We start from the raw sequence: 16594 nt of genomic DNA, 5'->3' as shown, positions 1-16594 counted from the left end.
CGAAGGCGTACTCCCACTTCCAGCTCACTCGCTGACTGCCTTCATGGCTTCGTCCAGGACGGCGTTCAGCTCTCGCAGTGCTTCCTGCGCAACGGTCGAGTCCTCGTGTTCCAGATCGCCCTTCGCGCGGGTGTAACGAGCGGACAGGTCGGGGCGGCGAGCGATCTCGATGTCCCGGGCCCACATCAGGACCCAGCTGCGCACCGGGCTCAGGACTGCCACTCGACGGCCTTGGCGAACGCTTCGTCCTTTGTCGCCTGCATCTCCTCCAGCCGGGTCGGGTCGACGACAGCCAGGGCCGCGCGCAGGGCGTCGGGAGTCTGTGCGGGACGGGGGACCAGCTCGCGTCCGTGATCGGCCTGAGTGCTCATGTCGTCCTCCAGAGAGTGCCCCGGCCAGCGTATCCGGCTGAGACTGCGGTGAAGTTGGATCACGAACGCGGCGGATTCCATCAGGCGACTTCCAGAAGATCGGATCGGCAGTCCCGGCAGCGGCCGGGGACGGGAGCGCGAAAGGCTCGGTCGCAGCCGTCACAGGTCTGCAGGGGATGGCGACGAGGTGCCGTCGGCCCGGGCGAGGCCGTGGGCGGGGGCATGTGGGTGGTCAGGCGGTGGGCAAGGAAGGCGGCCGGGTGGCGCAGTGGCTCTGCGGGGAGGTTCGCGGTCAGGGCGTTGCGTACGGCTTCGGGCCTGGCACCGCGATCCAGCCAGGTCGTGACGGCGGGGGCGAGGCAGCGCACGTCTCGTTCGGAAAGCAGGAGACGGGGATCGTCGTGGCGGAGCGAGGCGAGGAGGGCGCTCGCGGTGCGGTGCTGAGGAAGGTTGGCGAGCGGGGGCTTGGGTTCGGCCGGAACCGGGGGCTGTTGCTGTGTGGCGAGCGGGGGCTCTGAGCCGCCCTCTCCATCCTCGTCGAGGAGTGCGGGCGAGGGACCGTCCGGGATGGGGGTGGTGCCGGACGGTTGGTTGTACGACACCGTGTGCGTGACGATGCGGCCGTTCGGAAGACGCTCGCGGGTGCGAGCGAGGTAGCCGTGCTCCTCCAGCTCCCGCAGGGCCGCGGCGATCCGGACCTCGCCTTCCGGGAAGCGGGCGGCGAGCGTCTTGATGTCGACGCGGGAGCCCGCGGGCAGCGACTGGATGTGGGCGGCGAGGCCGATCGCGGTGAGGCTCAGCTCGCGGTGCTGGACGAGGTGGTTGCCGATCACCGTGTAGTGGGCCGTGTGACGGACGTTGACGTGCGTGACGCCGGTGGGGGTGATTCGGCCGGGAACGGCCGTCTGGGCGTGCGCGGGCACGCTAGGGTTTTGAGCATCCATCGGGAAGGTGTCTTCTTCCTAGGTGGTCAGGCCCTCGCACTGGGATGCCAGTCCCGGCGGGGGCCGTCGTATGTGTGCGGTTACCCGCTGTGGTCGCCGCGACATATGCCCGCCAACCGGTCCGGAAGCCAGCCGAGTTCGCCAACCTCACCCGTCCGGGTGATGGACTCCGAGGGGATGGCCGGTCGGGTTGGGTTGGGTAATTTCCCCTGGTCATTTGGTGTTTTATGTCGCGCCCGCCCGAGTCACCACTCACCGGTTCGCGACGGACCGCGGCACGGTCAGCTCGGCCCAGACCGTCTTGCGTGGATGCGGCCCCGGGGCCACGCCCCATCGGTCGGCAAGCGCGTCGACGAGGACCAGCCCTCGGCCGGACTCGGCGTCGAGGGGCGGGCGCCGGCGCTCGGGGAGGCGGTCTCCCCGGGTGTCGGTGACCTCGATCCGGAGGGTGTCGGCGACGACGTAGAGGGTGAGCCGGAAATCGCGGCCGGGGACACGGCCGTGCGTGATGGCGTTGGCGGCCAGCTCGGCCACGACCTGGCTCGCCCGGTCCAAGGGCAGCCCCCAGGAGCGGAGTTGCTCGGCGGCGAGCAGACGGGCGAGCCGGGCTCCGCGCGGCGTGGGGGACAACTGCAGGCTGAAGTTGCGGATCGCGGTGCCGAGTTCGGCGGATTTCTGGTTCACGTCACTCAGCGTGGCGCTCCGCACCTACCGTGAACAGTGACGACGCTGATACGTACGGTGACTGTCCGGCACTTGTCCGGTGCTGTCCGGGCTTGTCGGAGCGGAGCGTACGGGTACGGGGCGTTGCGGCACGACGGTACGACGGCACGATGGAGGGGCGCGGGATGACGGTCGACGGCGAGGCGGTACGGCTCAAGACCGAGGCGGACGAGCCGGGCTGGGAAGTGGATCCCGACGACGAGTGGGGGCTGGCGGTCATCGCGACCGTCGGACGGCAGCTGAAGTTACGCCGGGAGGCGGTGGGGATGCGGGCCGCCGACTTCGGCGTCACCGTCGGGTACGGCGAGGACATGGTCTACAAGATCGAGGGCGGGAAGCGGATCCCGCGGCCCGAGTATCTGGACAGGGCGGACGAGGTGTTGGGGGCGGGTGGGTTGCTCGCCGCTATGAAGGAGGACGTGAAGAAGGTCCGCTATCCCAAGAAGGTGCGGGACCTGGCGAAGCTGGAGGACAAGGCGGTCGAGATCGGGGTGTACGTGTGCAGCAGCATCCCTGGCCTGTTGCAGACGCCTGAGCACGCGCGAGCCCTGCTGGAATCGTGGCAGCCCGCTTATTCACACGAGGACCTGGAGAGGCGAGTGGCCGCCCGCATGGCCCGGCAGTCCATCTACGAGCGATCGCCCGCCCCCGCTCTTGGTTTCGTCCTGGAAGAGGCGACGCTGCACCGCAAGGTCGGAGGCACAATGGTGCGGCGACAGCAGTTCGAACGTCTGCAGGAGGTGGGGCACCTGCACAATGTCACGCTTCAAGTGATGCCGTTGGACAGTTCGCCGCATCCCGGCATGAGCGGCAGGATCGAGTTGCTCAAGTTCGAGGACGGTACGGCTGTAGGTCGTTCCGACGGTGCTTTCAACGGCCGACCGGTTTCGGACCTGAGGGAGCTGCGGGTTCTTGAGCTGCGGTATGGCACCATCCGGGCTCAGGCTCTTCCCCCCGGGGAGTCGCTGGCCCTCATCGAGCAACTGCCGGGAGAAACATGATCCGCAAGTCCACTGCCGGTGACGCCTCCGACCTGGCGTGGTTCAAGAGCAGCTACAGCGACGGCCCCGACGGCGACTCTTGCGTCGAGATCGCGATAGCGCACCGCATCATCCACGTCCGCGACTCCAAGAACCAGCAGGGCCCCCGGCTCACTCTGTCCCCCACGGCGTGGTCCGCCTTCCTCCCGTACGCCGGGAAGTGACCGCAGAGGCCGCCCGCTACTTCGCCGGTGTCGTGCCTCCGCGGCCAGAGTAGGCGGGCGGCCCGGAGTCCCCTCAGCCCACCGCCAGCAAGATCGCCAGCACGACCGCCCCGGCCGCCGCCGGCCCCAGCACCTCGTACGCCCAGCGGACGGTCGGCTCGCCCTGGGCGCGCTCGGACTTCTCGTGGGTCTCGGCCAGCTCGCGCAGGTCGTCCATGATCTGGTCGGTGTGGGCGCGGGCGGGCCCGGCGGCCGGGACGGACGCGAGCGCGTCCGTGTGGCTTCGCTCGCCCGCGCGGGTGGCCTGCGCGGCGGACCGGCTCTGCTGCCTGGCCGCCCTCTTGCGGGCGCGCAGCGAGACGGGCACCGCCCACAACTGGTACTTGGTGCCGGAGGTGGTGACGACCTCGTTCGAGTAGCCGGAGCGGAGCGCGGCGACCGAGCTCCAGGGCAGCACGATCACCCGGAACGGGTTGCGGATGCGCAGCCGCTCGTCGTTCGCGTACACGGCTGGACGCAGGGTGAAGGCGGTCACCAGCGGGATGACCAGGATCAGCCCGGCGAGCGCCAGCCAGGGGGCGCGGCCGTGACCCGAGACCAGTGCGTCGATGCCGAGCCAGAGCGCGAGTGCGAGCAGCATCACACCGGACGCGATGCCGGCGGATGACCGGTAGACCCGGTCCCGGAACTCGGGTCCCGAGTGGTCCGGCGCGGGCGACTGGTGATCGGGGGTCGTCATGGTCCCGATTCTGCACGACGGGGACGACCGGTCCCGTAGCCGGTACGCGACCGTGGCCCGCGCGGCGACGGTGACGCACCCGAGCCCTCCTGGGGGTGTACAGCTGCTACGCGCGTAGATATGCTCGGCTGGTGACCATGCCCACCCATGCCCCAGCACACTCGCTCTCAGACGTCACCGCGTCCGACAGCACGCTGCGCCGCTTCCTCCACGGGCTGCCCGGCGTCGACGCGGTCGGCCTGGAGGCGCGCGCCGCCTCTCTCGGCACCCGTTCCATCAAGACCACCGCGAAGGCGTACGCCATCGACCTCGCCATCTCGATGGTCGACCTGACGACGCTGGAAGGCGCGGACACCCCGGGCAAGGTCCGGGCGCTCGGCGCCAAGGCGGTCCACCCCGACCCGACGGACCGTACGACCCCCACGACCGCGGCCGTCTGCGTCTACCCCGACATGGTGGCCGTCGCCAAGGAGGCCGTCGCGGGATCCGGCGTGAAGGTCGCCTCCGTCGCCACCGCCTTCCCCGCGGGCCGCGCCGCGCTCGACGTGAAGCTGGCCGACGTGCGCGAGGCCGTGGCCGCGGGCGCGGACGAGATCGACATGGTCATCGACCGCGGGGCGTTCCTCGCGGGCAACTACATGAAGGTGTACGACGAGATCATCGCCGTGAAGGAGGCCTGCGGGACGTCCGCCCGTCTGAAGGTCATCTTCGAGACCGGTGAGCTGTCGACGTACGACAACATCCGGCGGGCCTCCTGGCTCGGCATGCTCGCCGGTGCCGACTTCATCAAGACCTCGACCGGCAAGGTCGCGGTGAACGCCACGCCCGCCAACACCCTCCTCATGCTGGAGGCCGTGCGCGACTTCCGGACGCAGACCGGCGTCCAGGTCGGTGTGAAGCCGGCCGGCGGCATCCGGACCAGCAAGGACGCGATCAAGTTCCTCGTCCTGGTCAACGAGACCGCCGGCGAGGACTGGCTGGACAACCACTGGTTCCGCTTCGGCGCCTCCTCGCTCCTGAACGACCTGCTGATGCAGCGTCAGAAGCTGGCCACCGGCCGCTACTCCGGCCCCGACTACGTGACGGTGGACTGAGACCCCATGAACATGAAAATGCAGACATCCGCATTCGAGTACGCACCGGCACCCGAGTCCCGCTCCGTCGTCGACATCGCCCCTTCGTACGGCCTGTTCATCGACGGCGAGTTCAGCGAGGCGGCCGACGGCAAGGTCTTCAAGACGGTCAGCCCGTCCACCGAGGAGGTCCTCTCCGAGGTCGCCCAGGCCGGTGAGGCTGACGTCGACCGCGCGGTGAAGGCCGCCCGCAAGGCGTTCGAGAAGTGGTCGGCGCTGCCCGGCTCCGAGCGCGCCAAGTACCTGTTCCGCATCGCCCGCATCATCCAGGAGCGCAGCCGTGAGCTGGCGGTCCTGGAGACGCTGGACAACGGCAAGCCCATCAAGGAGACCCGCGACGCCGACCTCCCCCTGGTCGCCGCGCACTTCTTCTACTACGCGGGCTGGGCCGACAAGCTCGACCACGCCGGGTTCGGCGCGAACCCGCGGCCCCTCGGCGTCGCGGGCCAGGTCATCCCCTGGAACTTCCCGCTCCTGATGCTGGCGTGGAAGATCGCCCCGGCGCTCGCCACCGGCAACACGGTGGTGCTCAAGCCCGCCGAGACCACGCCCCTCTCCGCCCTGTTCTTCGCGGACATCTGCCGTCAGGCCGGCCTTCCCAAGGGCGTCGTCAACATCCTTCCCGGATACGGCGACACGGGCGCCGCTCTCGTCGCGCACCCGGATGTGAACAAGGTCGCCTTCACCGGCTCCACGGCTGTCGGCAAGGAGATCGCCCGCACGGTCGCCGGCACCCGCAAGAAGCTCACCCTCGAACTGGGCGGCAAGGGCGCCAACATCGTCTTCGACGACGCCCCGATCGACCAGGCCGTCGAGGGCATCGTGAACGGCATCTTCTTCAACCAGGGCCAGGTCTGCTGCGCGGGCAGCCGTCTGCTGGTTCAGGAGTCGATCCAGGACGAGCTGCTGGAGTCCCTGAAGCGGAGGCTCTCCACCCTCCGTCTCGGCGACCCCCTCGACAAGAACACGGACATCGGCGCGATCAACTCCGCCGAGCAGCTGGCCCGGATCACCGCCCTCGCCGAGCAGGGCGAGGCCGAGGGTGCCGAGCGCTGGTCGCCCGCCTGTGAACTTCCCGCGTCCGGCTACTGGTTCGCCCCGACGCTCTTCACGAACGTCACCCAGGCGCACACCATCGCCCGCGACGAGATCTTCGGCCCGGTGCTGTCCGTCCTGACCTTCCGCACGCCCGAAGAGGCCGTCGCCAAGGCCAACAACACCCAGTACGGCCTGTCCGCCGGCATCTGGACGGAGAAGGGCTCCCGGATCCTGGCCGTCGCGAACAAGCTGCGCGCCGGCGTCGTCTGGTCCAACACGTTCAACAAGTTCGACCCGACCTCGCCCTTCGGCGGCTACAAGGAGTCGGGCTTCGGCCGCGAGGGCGGCCGCCACGGCCTGGAGGCATACCTCGATGTCTGAGAAGTCCGAGAAGACCGAGAAGGCCGAGAAGGCCGAGAAGACCGAGCAGCGGCTCAGCGTCTTCAAGACCTACAAGCTGTACGTGGGCGGGAAGTTCCCGCGTTCCGAGAGCGGCCGGGTGTACGAGGTGACCGACTCAAAGGGCAGCTGGCTGGCCAACGCTCCGCAGTCCTCGCGCAAGGACGCCCGTGACGCCGTTGTCGCGGCCCGCAAGGCGTTCGGCGCCTGGTCCGGCGCGACCGCGTACAACCGCGGCCAGATCCTCTACCGCATCGCCGAGATGCTGGAGGGCCGGCGCGACCAGTTCGTGCGCGAGGTCGCCGACGCCGAGGGCCTGTCGAAGGCGAAGGCGGCCGCGGTCGTCGACGCGGCGATCGACCGCTGGGTCTGGTACGCGGGCTGGACCGACAAGATCGCCCAGGTGGTCGGCGGCGGCAACCCGGTCGCGGGCCCCTACTTCAACCTCTCCACCCCCGAGCCGACGGGCGTGGTCGCCGTACTGGCGCCGCAGGAGTCGTCCTTCCTCGGCCTGGTCTCGGTGATCGCCCCGGTGATCGCGACCGGCAACACGGCCGTCGTGATCGCGAGCGAGAAGTCCCCGCTCCCCGCCCTGTCCCTGGGCGAGGTGCTGGCCACCTCCGACCTGCCGGGCGGTGTCGTCAACATCCTCTCCGGCCGTACGGCGGAGATCGCGACGCCCCTGGCCGCGCACCAGGACGTCAACGCGATCGATCTGGCGGGTGCCGACGAGGTCCTGGCCAAGGAACTGGAGATCGCGGCGGCGGACAACCTCAAGCGCGTTCTTCGTCCACAGCCTGTGGATTACTCCGCGACGCCGGGCACCGAGCGTCTGACGGCCTTCCTGGAGACGAAGACGGTCTGGCACCCGACGGGGTCGCTGGGCGCGTCCGGCTCCTCGTACTGAGGGCCTGAGGCCGCCGCGGACCGGAGAGCCGCGCATCCCCGCCGTCCCGGGGAAGCGCGGCTCTCTGCCATACGGCCGCCCGCCGCAGGAGGGTCAGCGCACCGCCTTGAGCACTCCGCCGAGCACCGGCACACCGCCGAACGACTTCGCCTCGGCCACCGGCCGGGTCAGCGCCTGTGACGACAGCGGCTTGAAGTCGGCGAGCTGGGTGACGACACCGTTGTCCAGCGGGTCGGTGCCCGTGCCCGCCAGCGGGTTGGGCTTGAGGCCCGCGATCGTCCCGGTGACGTACCGCAGGTTCCCCGTCAGCGCCTGCAGCCCCGCCCCGGGGTCGACCTTGCCGAGCGACGCGGGCCGGGTGTTCAGCACGTCGAGGGCCGGGGCGGTGTCCGCCGACGCCGTGGCCGCGCCCGCCCCCACTGCGGCGCCCGCGGTGGCGAGGAGGACGAGGGCGCGCCGAGCGGTGGGAGTACGGGGGGAGGCATGTCGTGCCATGACTACTGTCACCTTCTGATTGCGCCGGGTAAGGGAATGAGCACTCAGGGTAGTTGAGGTGTGATGTCCGCTCCAAGGTCGACCCGCGGGGTCGGCGAGGTGGCCGCAATGCGTCAGACTGGTGTCTCGTGAGTCTCCATCCCCCGGCCCCCGGCCGCGTCGTGCTGCTCTGTGGACCCTCCGGCTCCGGCAAGTCCCTCGTCGCCGCCCGCTCCGGCCTGCCCGTGCTGCGGCTCGACGACTTCTACAAGGAGGGCGACGACCCGACCCTGCCGCTGGTGGAGGGGAGTTCGGACATCGACTGGGACCACCCGCAGTCATGGGACGCGGACGTCGCGGTCGCGGCCATAGCCGAACTGTGCGCCAAGGGCCGTACGACGGTGCCGGTGTACGACATCGCGCAGAGCGTGCGGACGGGCGAGGAGACGCTGCACATCGACCGTACGCCGGTGTTCATCGCGGAGGGCATCTTCGCCGCGGAGATCGTGGAGCGCTGCCGCGAACTGGGGATCCTTGCCGACGCGCTGTGTCTGTCGCGCGGGCCCTTCACCACGTTCCGACGCCGATTCGTACGCGACCTGAAGGAGGGCCGCAAGTCGGTCCCGTTCCTGCTGCGCCGCGGCTGGCGGCTGATGCGCGCCGAGCGGTCGATCGTCGCCCGTCAGACGGCCCTGGGCGCGTACCCCTGCGACCGGGACGAGGCGCTGGGGCGGCTGGGGGCAGCGGCCGCGGGCCGGCGGACATCGGTGACCACGGCCGCGTAGGCACCGTACGCCATCTCCGTACGCGCAATCTCCGTACGCAATACCTGTACGCAATCCCCGTACAACAAGAAACGGGACTGGATGGACCCCCCGGCCCTCCAGTCCCGCTCCCTTGTGCACCCCCGTGCTTCCCCCGTGGTGGTGCTTCCCCCGTGGTCCCCCGTGACCCCGTTGTTCCCCCGTGATCCCCCCGGTACCGCTCCCCCGTTTCCCCCGTTGTCCCCCGTGGTGGTGCTCCCCCGTGTCCCCCCGGTCCCTCAGGCGACGAGCTCCCCGAAGGACTCCTCCTCGTCACGGCCGAAGCTGAGGACCTCGTCCTCGCGCAGCCGGCGGAGCGACCGCCAGATGCTGGACTTCACCGTGCCGACACTGATGTCGAGGATCTCCGCGATCTCCGGGTCCGTGCGGCCCTCGTAGTAGCGCAGGACCAGCATGGTGCGCTGGAGTTCCGGCAGCCGGGCGAGCGCCTGCCACAGGACGGCGCGCAGTTCGGTGCCGCGCATCGCGTCCGTGTCGCCGACGGTCTCCGGCAGCTCCTCGGTCGGGTATTCGTTCAGCTTGCGGCGGCGCCACGCGCTGATGTGCAGATTGGTCATCGTCCGCCGCAGGTAGCCCCCCACCGCGGCCTTGTCGCTGATCCGGTCCCACGCCCGGTACGTCGAGAACAGTGCGCTCTGCAGCAGGTCCTCGGCCTCGAAGCGGTCACCGGTCAGGTGGTAGGCGGTTGCGTACAGGGAGGCGCGGCGCTCCTCGACGTAGGCGGTGAACTCCGCCTCCGTCGCCGAGCGACGCTCCCCCGAGGCCTCCCCGTACGCGGCTCCCCCGTGAGCTTCCCCCGCCTTGCTTCCCCCCGTGAAAGCGTCAACCACCGTCATGTACGCGGTGTGCTGACGCCCGGTGCCGCGAGCGCACCCCCGCCCGCTCACGACACCGGACTTCTCGGTGTTCCGGGTGACGTCGTGCAGACGCGTGACAACCGCGCTCGTGCTGGTGCTCTGCAGCGTGTTCATCTCGCGCCCCCCGTCGTGGAGTCCCGGTCTTTTGTGCGGCCTTGCTTGTGTCGAAAAGACTGCCCGGGCCACTTCATGGCCGTGTCCGCCGACTGTCACAGACCTGTCACAGGGGTCGTCCGCAGCCGCAGCACAGCTTGGTCACAGAGAAGAGTCGTACGGCTACGCAGGTGCACCGTGGTCGACTCTTCGTACCGGTGAGATGTGTGGGAGCGCTCCAACAGTCGAAAGACCGCCATGGCATGGGCCAGAATGACCCCCGTGCCTTCCCTGTTGCTGATCGAGGACGACGACGCCATCCGAACGGCCCTGGAGCTCTCTTTGACGCGCCAGGGACACCGTGTGGCCACCGCTGCCACCGGCGAGGACGGTCTCAAACTGCTGCGCGAGCAGCGGCCGGATCTGATCGTGCTGGACGTGATGCTGCCAGGCATCGACGGGTTCGAGGTGTGCCGGCGCATCCGCCGCACCGACCAGCTGCCGATCATCCTGCTGACCGCACGCAGCGACGACATCGACGTCGTGGTCGGACTGGAGTCGGGTGCGGACGACTACGTCGTCAAGCCCGTGCAGGGGCGGGTGCTCGACGCCCGGATCCGGGCCGTGCTGCGCCGCGGCGAACGCGAGGCCAGCGACTCGGCGACGTTCGGCAGCCTCGTCATCGACCGGTCGGCGATGACGGTCACCAAGAACGGCGAGGACCTGCAGCTCACCCCGACCGAGCTGCGGCTGCTCCTGGAGCTGAGCCGGCGGCCCGGGCAGGCGCTGTCCCGGCAGCAGCTGCTGCGGCTGGTGTGGGAGCACGACTACCTGGGCGACTCACGGCTCGTCGACGCGTGCGTACAGCGGTTGCGCGCGAAGGTCGAGGACGTTCCGTCGTCCCCCACGCTGATCCGTACGGTCCGTGGGGTCGGATACCGGCTGGACGCTCCTCAGTGACCGATCCGCAAGGGGGGCTCCGCGGCTGGGCCGCGGCTCGCAAGACCGGACTGTCACGGCTCCGTTTCACGAGTCTCAGGCTGCGCCTGGTGGTGGTGTTCGGGCTCGTCGCGCTGACCGCCGCCGTCTCGGCGTCCGGCATCGCGTACTGGCTCAACCGCGAGGCGGTGCTCACCCGCACCCAGGACGCGGTGCTGCGCGACTTCCAGCAGGAGATGCAGAACCGGGCGAGTTCACTTCCGCTGCACCCGACGCAGGACGAACTGCAGCACACCGCCGGGCAGATGGCGAACAGCAGCCAGCGCTTCAGCGTGCTGCTGGTCGCCCAGGACGAGCACGGCACAACCGTGACCGGCAACTCGGACCTGGACACCTTCACGCTGGGGGACGTGCCGAAGTCCCTGCAGAAGGCGGTGAACAAGCAGCAGGGGGTTTCGTCGGCCAACAAGTACGCCTACCACCTGTACTGGCAGCGGATCGTCGAGCACGGCAACCCCTACCTGGTCGGCGGCGCGAAGGTGATCGGCGGCGGCGCGACCGGCTACATGCTCAAGTCCCTGGAGCCGGAGGCCAAGGACCTCAACTCGCTCGCCTGGTCCCTCGGTATCGCCACGGGACTGGCCCTCATCGGCTCTGCACTGCTCGCGCAGGCCGCCGCCACGACCGTGCTGAAGCCGGTGCACCGCCTGGGCATCGCCGCCCGGCGCCTGGGCGAGGGCAAGCTGGACACCCGGCTGCGCGTGTCCGGCACCGACGAACTGGCCGAGCTGTCACGGACGTTCAACCGCGCGGCCGAGTCCCTGGAGAAGACCGTCGCGGACATGAGCGCCCGCGAGGAGGCCTCCCGCCGCTTCGTCGCCGACATGTCCCACGAGCTGCGGACCCCCCTCACGGCCATCACCGCCGTCACCGAGGTGCTGGAGGAGGAACTCGACGCGGAGACGGGCGGCATCGACCCGATGATCGAGCCGGCCGTGCGGCTGGTGGTCAGCGAGACCCGCCGGCTGAACGACCTGGTCGAGAATCTGATGGAGGTCACCCGCTTCGACGCAGGCACGGCCCGGCTGGTCCTGGACGACGTGGACATCGCCGACCAGATCACCGCATGCATCGACGCCCGTGCCTGGCTGGACGCCGTGGAGCTGGACGCCGAGCGCGGCATCATGGCCCACCTCGACCCGCGCCGCCTCGACGTGATCCTGGCGAACCTGATCGGCAACGCGCTCAAGCACGGCGGTTCGCCCGTAAGAGTCTCGGTGCGCGAGGAGGGCGAGGAGCTGGTGATCGGGGTGCGGGACCACGGCCCCGGCATCCCCGAGGACGTCCTGCCGCACGTTTTCGACCGCTTCTACAAGGCGAGTGCCTCGCGTCCGCGATCCGAGGGCAGCGGCCTCGGTCTGTCCATCGCGATGGAGAACGCGCACATCCACGGCGGCGAGATCACGGCCGCCAACTCTGCGGGAGGCGGAGCAGTGTTCACGCTGCGCCTGCCGCGTGACGCGTCGGCGCTGATCGCGGAAGAGACGCGGAACGGGAACGGCTCCGAGGGGAACGCCCGATGACGATACGAGGCGGACGCCCCTGGCTCGCCGTTCCGCTGCTGGCCGCGCTGATGGCCGGCTGCGGCATCCGCTCCACCCAGGTGCCGACGGACTTCGGGCCCGCACCGTCCCGGATGCCCTGTGCGCTGTCGGGCGCGAACATGCCCCAGCAGGCGGGCCGGGGCATACCGGTCCAGGTGTTCCTGCTGTGCGCCGCGCAGCTGGTGACGGTGGACCGTGCGGTACGCATACCCGACGGCGCGGTCGAGGCGGAGCGCCGGGTGCTGGTGGCGCAGGGACTGCTCGACCAGCTCGCCGCGAAGCCGTCGGCCGCGGAGAAGCAGGCCGGATACACGACGGACGTGACCGACGTCATCAAGGTGAGCGGACCGCGCGGCAGGGACCCCGAGGACACGTTCCGGCTGGGCACGCCCCTGCAGGACCTGACCTCGTACGCCCTCGCGCAGATCGTCTGCACGTTCGCCGACTCCGAGGCGACCGCCGCCGACGACGGGACCGTCGTGCTCGGCGGCCCGGACGACCGACCGCTGCGCCGCTACCAGTGCACGACCGAGGTGCGCTCCCGCCCGGGCAGCACACAACCGCCGTCGACCGAGGTGTCCGGGGGCTGAACCGAAGCGGCGCGGCCCCGCGGCTGAACCGAAGCGGCGCGGCCCCGCGGCTGAACCGAGGGGCGCCCCGGCGGGTGAGCCGAAGGGGCGCGCCTGTGTCGAGAGGCCATGGGGGCACCTCCCTGCTCGAGCAGAGTCGAGAGCTTTCGGGAGCGCGGAGGCCCGAAGGGCTGAGCACGGTCGGACTCTCGACACAGGCTTTTGCGCCCTGGATCGGACTCTCGACACAGGCTTTGCGCCCTGGAGGCGAATCGAGCCTCAAAAGGAGGGGAACCGGAGCCGCCGGGACCGGCGTCTAGGGGGGCGTGCAGCGTCAAGGCTCAAACGGCGGCAGTGCCGCGATCCGCTTCCGTGTGGCAGGGGGTGTCCTCCTTGTCGCACACCTCGCGCTCGTCGCCTGGATCACGCTGCGCCCGTTGGACGTGCCCTGGGTGAGGCCCGCCAATCTGCATCCGTTCGCCGGCATCAGAGCCGATCTCGCGCTGGGCTGGCCGGAGGCCGCCCGCCGCATCGGCGAGGGGCTCGTCCTGCTCGCGCCGCTCGGCGTGCTGCTGCCCATGGCGGGCGGCCGGCTCGTCGTCTCGCCGCTCGCCTCGCTGACACGTACGGTCGCCACGGGCACCCTGATCTCCCTGGGCATCGAGTTGCTGCAGACAGGGGTGCCCGGTCAGGTGGCGGACATCGACGCGGTACTGCTCAACACGGTCGGGGTGGCACTGGCGCATCTCCTGGTCGTACCCGCGGCCCGGTTCCGGCTCCGCCGCAGGGCCGAGTCCCGGCGGCGGTCCGACCTTCCTCGGGAGGAACCGGCTCAGGGGCGGACCCCGACGATTCCCAGGGTCGGGATAGCTCCATAGAGTGACGCTTCGCCCGCTTCGTCCCCGTAGCGTTGAACACATCGACATTGCCTACGGTTCGCGAAGGAGCCAACGATGACCGCCCTTGCCCGCCCCACCCACGGACGGATGATCGGCGGAGTGTGCGCAGCGCTGGCACGGCGCTTCGGCACCTCCGCGACCACGATGCGTGTGATCTTCCTGCTGTCGTGTCTGCTCCCGGGCCCGCAGTTCCTGCTCTACATAGCGTTGTGGATCCTGTTCCCGTCGGAGGACAAGGCGGCGTCCGGCACGGCCTGGTGACGGCCGCGCCCCGGCACCGCCGGACGCCAACACGCCGATGGGCGCCCCGGGTCGGGGCGCCCATCGGCGTCGTGCGGCGAGTCGCGTCAGCCCAGCGGGACTCCGTTCACCGGCAGACCGTGGGTGGGCAGCCCCTTGATCGGCAGTCCGCCGAGCAGCCCGGTGGCGGGCGCGGCAGGACTGTCGGAGATGATCTTCCCGGCGGCGGGCTGGGCGGCGGCCACCGCCCCGCCGAGCGCGCTCTGCCCCTGGCCGAGCGCCTCGCTCGCGCCGGGCACCACTGCGCTGAGGTTGCCCGTCGGCAGGGTCTGGGTGACGGTGTCCAGCCCGGCGACGTCCGGCACGGCCGGGGCCGCACTCGCGATGCCCGCGCCCGCGGCGGCGAAGGCGGCACCGAGAACGGCGACGCCGAGGGTCTTGGCAGCAGACTGCTTCATGATGAATGCGTCCTTGGATCCGATGACGGGTGTACGCGGTCCGAAACCGTAAACACGCGAAAGCGGGCTCCGCAAACATCCCGAAGCGGCCGGATTATTGCTCCCCGGCCGCCTCGAAAACGGGCCGATCAGTCCTCGGACGGCGCGGAACCGCTGGTGGAGGCGGTCTGCTGGAACAGCCATTCGGACTTCAACTCGGCATAGCCGGGCTTGATGACGTCATTGATCATCGCCAGTCGTTCATCGAAAGGAATGAATGCTGACTTCATAGCATTGACCGAGAACCACTGGAGGTCGTCGAGCGTGTAACCGAATGCCTCGACCAGGTGGTCGAATTCCCGGCTCATGCTCGTCCCCGACATCAGCCTGTTGTCCGTGTTCACCGTGGCACGGAAGTGCATCCGCCGCAGCAGCCCGATGGGATGGTCGGCATACGAGTCGGCGGCGCCGGTCTGGAGGTTGGAGCTGGGGCACAGCTCCAGCGGGATGCGCTTGTCGCGCACGTACGAGGCGAGGCGTCCCAGCTTCACCGAGCCGTCCTCCAGGACCTGGATGTCGTCGATGATGCGCACCCCGTGTCCCAGCCGGTCGGCGCCGCACCACTGAAGTGCCTGCCAGATGGACGGCAGCCCGAAGGCCTCGCCTGCGTGGATGGTGAAGTGGTTGTTCTCCCGCTTGAGAAACTCGAAGGCATCGAGGTGCCGGGTGGGCGGGTAACCGGCCTCGGCACCGGCGATGTCGAAGCCCACTACGCCCAAGTCGCGGTAGCGGTTGGCCAGTTCGGCGATCTCCAGGGCGCGGGCCGCGTGCCGCATGGCGGTGAGCAGCGCGCCGATGCGGATGCGGTGGCCGTTCTCCCGGGCCCGCCGCTCGCCCTGCCGGAAGCCCTCGTTGACGGCCTCGACGACCTCCTCCAGGCTGAGCCCGCCCTCCAGGTGCTGCTCGGGCGCGTACCGCACCTCGGCGTAGACGACCCCGTCCTCGGCGAGGTCCTCGGCGCACTCGGAAGCCACCCGGACGAGCGCCTCGCGGGTCTGCATCACTCCGACGGTGTGGGAGAAGGTCTCCAGGTACCGTTCCAGGGAACCGGAGTCGGCGGCCTCGCGGAACCAGACGCCGAGCTTGTCCGGATCGGTCTCGGGAAGATGCTCGTAGCCCGTCTCGCGGGCGAGTTCGACGATGGTGCCCGGACGCAGGCCACCGTCGAGGTGATCGTGCAGCAGGACCTTGGGTGCCCGGCGGATCTGGTCCCAGCTCGGGGTGTTCTGGTGCTGGCTCGTCATTTCCGCACCATAGCCCCTACGCGCGTAGAGCTTCAGGTGCGACGAGACGTCGATACCCAAAGGTGATCCACCGGCCAGGTTTCGTACACCGTCGATTCTGACACTGTTCTGTCATGGCACACCAAGCGACGCCGGTTCGCACGGCCCGGCTGGGGAGGGTGGTCGGCACGGAGCCGGCAGCGGTGAGCGGCGCGGTGCTGCTGCTCCCGGGCGGCGACGAGGTCTCCGCCCGCAGACCGTCCCCTCTGATGGCGACCGCCTCGGTCCGCGCGCTCGGCCGCCGGCTGGCGCGGGCGGGTCAGGGCGAGGGTCTGGCCACCCACGTGGTGCACTACCGCTACCGGGGCTGGAACGGCAGCGAGGCGCATCTGGCGCAGGACGCCACGTGGGGCGCCGAGGAGGTCGTACGACGCTACGGGGACGTGCCGGTCTGCCTCGTCGGCGTGGGCATGGGTGGCCGGGCGGCGCTGCACGCGGCCGGGCACACGGCCGTCAACTCCGTCCTGGCGCTGGCCCCCTGGCTGCCCGAGGAGGACATGGCGGCCTCACCCGAACCGGTGAAGCAGCTCACGGGGCGGCGGGTGCTGATCGTGCACGGCACGAACGACGAGCGGACGGACCCTGAGCTGTCGTTCCGCCTGGCGGCGCGCGCGAAGAAGGCGAACCGCGACATCTGCCGCTTCGAAGTGCACGCCGACGGGCACGGGTTGCACCAGTACCGGTCCGAAGTGCACGCGCTGGCCGAGGACTTCGTGATGGGCACGTTGTTCGGGCGGGCCTTTTCCCGCCCGGTGCAGGACGCACTGGCGGCTCCGCCGCCGTTGGGGTTGCGGATGCCGTTGGCCGCCGGCTTCGGGCGGTCGTTGCGACGTTGACCTGGGTGTGAACCTGCGGGT

Annotated in this window: 19 protein-coding genes and 1 pseudogene; 12 read left to right on the top strand and 8 right to left on the bottom strand. The window is 70.0% G+C overall.

Features of this window, described 5'->3' with window-relative positions:
- Positions 1 to 24: 24 nt before the first annotated feature.
- The 3 genes and pseudogenes from ABT186_RS06335 to ABT186_RS06325 all read right to left on the bottom strand — a co-directional run bounded on the left by ABT186_RS06335 (position 25) and on the right by ABT186_RS06325 (position 1999).
- A pseudogene (locus tag ABT186_RS06335) lies at positions 25 to 371 on the bottom strand (hypothetical protein).
- Between the two features lie 80 nt (positions 372 to 451).
- Positions 452 to 1294 carry a helix-turn-helix domain-containing protein gene (locus ABT186_RS06330; RefSeq protein ID WP_351923846.1) on the bottom strand — a complete coding sequence of 281 codons (843 nt, stop codon included), beginning with the start codon at positions 1292 to 1294 and terminating at the stop codon, positions 452 to 454.
- 273 nt (positions 1295 to 1567) lie between these two features.
- On the bottom strand, positions 1568 to 1999 hold the full coding sequence (locus ABT186_RS06325; RefSeq protein ID WP_351224849.1) for an ATP-binding protein: 432 nt from the start codon (positions 1997 to 1999) through the stop codon (positions 1568 to 1570).
- A gap of 164 nt (positions 2000 to 2163) precedes the next feature.
- On the opposite strand from ABT186_RS06325, the gene ABT186_RS06320 reads away from it, so the two are divergent.
- Entirely contained in the window at positions 2164 to 3039 is an 876-nt protein-coding gene (locus ABT186_RS06320; protein ID WP_351923948.1) for a helix-turn-helix domain-containing protein, read from the top strand.
- A complete protein-coding gene (locus ABT186_RS06315) occupies positions 3036 to 3242 on the top strand; it encodes a DUF397 domain-containing protein (RefSeq protein WP_351224847.1) in 207 nt (68 codons plus the stop codon). The genes ABT186_RS06320 and ABT186_RS06315 overlap by 4 nt, the downstream gene beginning before the upstream one ends.
- Before the next feature lie 73 nt (positions 3243 to 3315).
- Here ABT186_RS06315 and ABT186_RS06310 read toward each other — a convergent pair whose 3' ends face one another.
- Positions 3316 to 3981: a PH domain-containing protein gene (locus ABT186_RS06310; RefSeq protein WP_351224845.1), complete on the bottom strand. Its 666-nt coding sequence runs from the start codon at positions 3979 to 3981 to the stop codon at positions 3316 to 3318.
- A 137-nt stretch (positions 3982 to 4118) separates the two neighbouring features.
- Between ABT186_RS06310 and deoC the strand changes: the two genes are divergently transcribed.
- The 3 genes from deoC to ABT186_RS06295 are packed head-to-tail and all read left to right on the top strand — an operon-like array spanning position 4119 to position 7458.
- Positions 4119 to 5075 carry a deoxyribose-phosphate aldolase gene (deoC, locus tag ABT186_RS06305; protein WP_351923946.1) on the top strand — a complete coding sequence of 319 codons (957 nt, stop codon included), beginning with the start codon at positions 4119 to 4121 and terminating at the stop codon, positions 5073 to 5075.
- A 12-nt stretch (positions 5076 to 5087) separates the two neighbouring features.
- Entirely contained in the window at positions 5088 to 6533 is a 1446-nt protein-coding gene (locus tag ABT186_RS06300) for an aldehyde dehydrogenase family protein (protein WP_351224843.1), read from the top strand.
- On the top strand, positions 6526 to 7458 hold the full coding sequence (locus tag ABT186_RS06295; protein ID WP_351923844.1) for an aldehyde dehydrogenase family protein: 933 nt from the start codon (positions 6526 to 6528) through the stop codon (positions 7456 to 7458). Before ABT186_RS06300 ends, ABT186_RS06295 begins: the two co-directional genes overlap by 8 nt.
- A 93-nt stretch (positions 7459 to 7551) precedes the next feature.
- On the opposite strand, the gene ABT186_RS06290 is transcribed toward ABT186_RS06295, so the two are convergent.
- Positions 7552 to 7953: a hypothetical protein gene (locus ABT186_RS06290; protein ID WP_351224839.1), complete on the bottom strand. Its 402-nt coding sequence runs from the start codon at positions 7951 to 7953 to the stop codon at positions 7552 to 7554.
- A 128-nt stretch (positions 7954 to 8081) separates the two neighbouring features.
- Between ABT186_RS06290 and ABT186_RS06285 the strand changes: the two genes are divergently transcribed.
- Positions 8082 to 8717 carry a uridine kinase family protein gene (locus tag ABT186_RS06285; protein WP_502973145.1) on the top strand — a complete coding sequence of 212 codons (636 nt, stop codon included), beginning with the start codon at positions 8082 to 8084 and terminating at the stop codon, positions 8715 to 8717.
- A gap of 257 nt (positions 8718 to 8974) precedes the next feature.
- Here ABT186_RS06285 and ABT186_RS06280 read toward each other — a convergent pair whose 3' ends face one another.
- A complete protein-coding gene (locus ABT186_RS06280; protein WP_351224837.1) occupies positions 8975 to 9727 on the bottom strand; it encodes a SigE family RNA polymerase sigma factor in 753 nt (250 codons plus the stop codon).
- Between the two features lie 261 nt (positions 9728 to 9988).
- On the opposite strand from ABT186_RS06280, the gene afsQ1 reads away from it, so the two are divergent.
- From afsQ1 to ABT186_RS06255, 5 genes are all read left to right on the top strand, one after another.
- Positions 9989 to 10666, top strand: coding sequence for a two-component system response regulator AfsQ1 (gene afsQ1 / locus ABT186_RS06275; RefSeq protein WP_121887427.1), 678 nt, complete (start codon positions 9989 to 9991; stop codon positions 10664 to 10666).
- Positions 10663 to 12228 (top strand): ATP-binding protein, encoded by a 1566-nt coding sequence (locus ABT186_RS06270; RefSeq protein ID WP_351224835.1) that lies wholly within the window; start codon positions 10663 to 10665, stop codon positions 12226 to 12228. The genes afsQ1 and ABT186_RS06270 overlap by 4 nt, the downstream gene beginning before the upstream one ends.
- Positions 12225 to 12839, top strand: coding sequence for a hypothetical protein (locus ABT186_RS06265; RefSeq protein ID WP_351224833.1), 615 nt, complete (start codon positions 12225 to 12227; stop codon positions 12837 to 12839). Before ABT186_RS06270 ends, ABT186_RS06265 begins: the two co-directional genes overlap by 4 nt.
- A gap of 305 nt (positions 12840 to 13144) precedes the next feature.
- A complete protein-coding gene (locus ABT186_RS06260) occupies positions 13145 to 13696 on the top strand; it encodes a VanZ family protein (RefSeq protein WP_351923842.1) in 552 nt (183 codons plus the stop codon).
- Positions 13697 to 13771: 75 nt separating this feature from the next.
- On the top strand, positions 13772 to 13978 hold the full coding sequence (locus ABT186_RS06255; protein WP_351923840.1) for a PspC domain-containing protein: 207 nt from the start codon (positions 13772 to 13774) through the stop codon (positions 13976 to 13978).
- Between the two features lie 86 nt (positions 13979 to 14064).
- Here the strand turns inward: ABT186_RS06255 and ABT186_RS06250 are convergent, their stop codons facing one another.
- Both ABT186_RS06250 and ABT186_RS06245 read right to left on the bottom strand, forming a co-directional pair.
- Positions 14065 to 14415, bottom strand: coding sequence for an ATP-binding protein (locus ABT186_RS06250; protein ID WP_351224827.1), 351 nt, complete (start codon positions 14413 to 14415; stop codon positions 14065 to 14067).
- A gap of 128 nt (positions 14416 to 14543) precedes the next feature.
- On the bottom strand, positions 14544 to 15698 hold the full coding sequence (locus ABT186_RS06245) for an adenosine deaminase (RefSeq protein ID WP_351224825.1): 1155 nt from the start codon (positions 15696 to 15698) through the stop codon (positions 14544 to 14546).
- 113 nt (positions 15699 to 15811) lie between these two features.
- Between ABT186_RS06245 and ABT186_RS06240 the strand changes: the two genes are divergently transcribed.
- Positions 15812 to 16573: an alpha/beta hydrolase gene (locus ABT186_RS06240; protein WP_351224823.1), complete on the top strand. Its 762-nt coding sequence runs from the start codon at positions 15812 to 15814 to the stop codon at positions 16571 to 16573.
- Positions 16574 to 16594: the final 21 nt, after the last annotated feature.

Source organism: Streptomyces sp. NPDC001634 (assembly GCF_040298185.1).
Classification (GTDB): Bacteria; Actinomycetota; Actinomycetes; order Streptomycetales; family Streptomycetaceae; genus Streptomyces.
This window is presented reverse-complemented; position numbering and strand designations above follow the sequence as displayed.

Excerpts from the sequence above, each read along its gene's own strand:
- ABT186_RS06320 (WP_351923948.1), top strand. The coding sequence starts at position 2,164 with ATGACGGTCGACGGCGAGGCGGTACGGCTCAAGACCGAGGCGGACGAG.
- ABT186_RS06315 (WP_351224847.1), top strand. The coding sequence starts at position 3,036 with ATGATCCGCAAGTCCACTGCCGGTGACGCCTCCGACCTGGCGTGGTTC.
- ABT186_RS06310 (WP_351224845.1), bottom strand. The coding sequence starts at position 3,981 with ATGACGACCCCCGATCACCAGTCGCCCGCGCCGGACCACTCGGGACCC.
- deoC (WP_351923946.1), top strand. The coding sequence starts at position 4,119 with ATGCCCACCCATGCCCCAGCACACTCGCTCTCAGACGTCACCGCGTCC.
- ABT186_RS06300 (WP_351224843.1), top strand. The coding sequence starts at position 5,088 with ATGAAAATGCAGACATCCGCATTCGAGTACGCACCGGCACCCGAGTCC.
- ABT186_RS06295 (WP_351923844.1), top strand. The coding sequence starts at position 6,526 with ATGTCTGAGAAGTCCGAGAAGACCGAGAAGGCCGAGAAGGCCGAGAAG.
- ABT186_RS06290 (WP_351224839.1), bottom strand. The coding sequence starts at position 7,953 with ATGGCACGACATGCCTCCCCCCGTACTCCCACCGCTCGGCGCGCCCTC.
- ABT186_RS06280 (WP_351224837.1), bottom strand. The coding sequence starts at position 9,727 with ATGAACACGCTGCAGAGCACCAGCACGAGCGCGGTTGTCACGCGTCTG.
- ABT186_RS06265 (WP_351224833.1), top strand. The coding sequence starts at position 12,225 with ATGACGATACGAGGCGGACGCCCCTGGCTCGCCGTTCCGCTGCTGGCC.
- ABT186_RS06255 (WP_351923840.1), top strand. The coding sequence starts at position 13,772 with ATGACCGCCCTTGCCCGCCCCACCCACGGACGGATGATCGGCGGAGTG.
- ABT186_RS06250 (WP_351224827.1), bottom strand. The coding sequence starts at position 14,415 with ATGAAGCAGTCTGCTGCCAAGACCCTCGGCGTCGCCGTTCTCGGTGCC.
- ABT186_RS06245 (WP_351224825.1), bottom strand. The coding sequence starts at position 15,698 with ATGACGAGCCAGCACCAGAACACCCCGAGCTGGGACCAGATCCGCCGG.
- ABT186_RS06240 (WP_351224823.1), top strand. The coding sequence starts at position 15,812 with ATGGCACACCAAGCGACGCCGGTTCGCACGGCCCGGCTGGGGAGGGTG.